Origin of the sequence: Pseudomonas sp. YuFO8, assembly GCF_035065025.1 — a bacterium.
Taxonomy (GTDB): domain Bacteria; phylum Pseudomonadota; class Gammaproteobacteria; order Pseudomonadales; family Pseudomonadaceae; genus Aquipseudomonas; species Aquipseudomonas putida_AE.
In genome coordinates this window covers 1-444 of sequence record NZ_JAXDEQ010000136.1, presented here as the reverse complement: position 1 = coordinate 444, position 444 = coordinate 1, and the positions used below count along the sequence as shown (strand labels likewise).

1 protein-coding gene is annotated in these 444 nt (G+C 61.7%); it reads left to right on the top strand.

The annotated features are described in order from the left end of the window. Window positions 1-444: RnfABCDGE type electron transport complex subunit B (locus SOP95_RS31655; RefSeq protein ID WP_323609536.1), on the top strand; the 444-nt coding region annotated here is incomplete at both ends.

The window sequence follows — 444 nt, the reverse complement described above, 5'->3', positions numbered from 1 at the left end:
ATCAACAAGTGCCCGCCCGGGGGACAGGAAACCATTGCGGGTCTTGCGCAATTGTTGCGCGTGCCGGTGCTGGAATTGGATATCAGCCGAGGGGAAGCTCCGGCCCAGATCGCCTATATCCGCGAGGCCGAGTGCATTGGTTGCACCAAGTGCATCCAGGCCTGCCCGGTGGATGCCATTGTCGGCGCAGCCAAGCTGATGCACACGGTCATCGTCGATGAGTGCACCGGTTGCGATCTCTGCGTCGCGCCCTGCCCCGTTGACTGCATTGAAATGCGTCCGACCGCCACCGTATTACCGATTGTGGGTGGCCTGGCCACCAACGATCAGCAACGGCAAGGACGAGCTCTCAAGCGCGACCGGGCAAGACGCCGTTATGAACAACGCAATGCACGGCTGCAACGGGAAGAAGCGCAGAAGCTCGCTGAACGCCTGGCTCGGGCA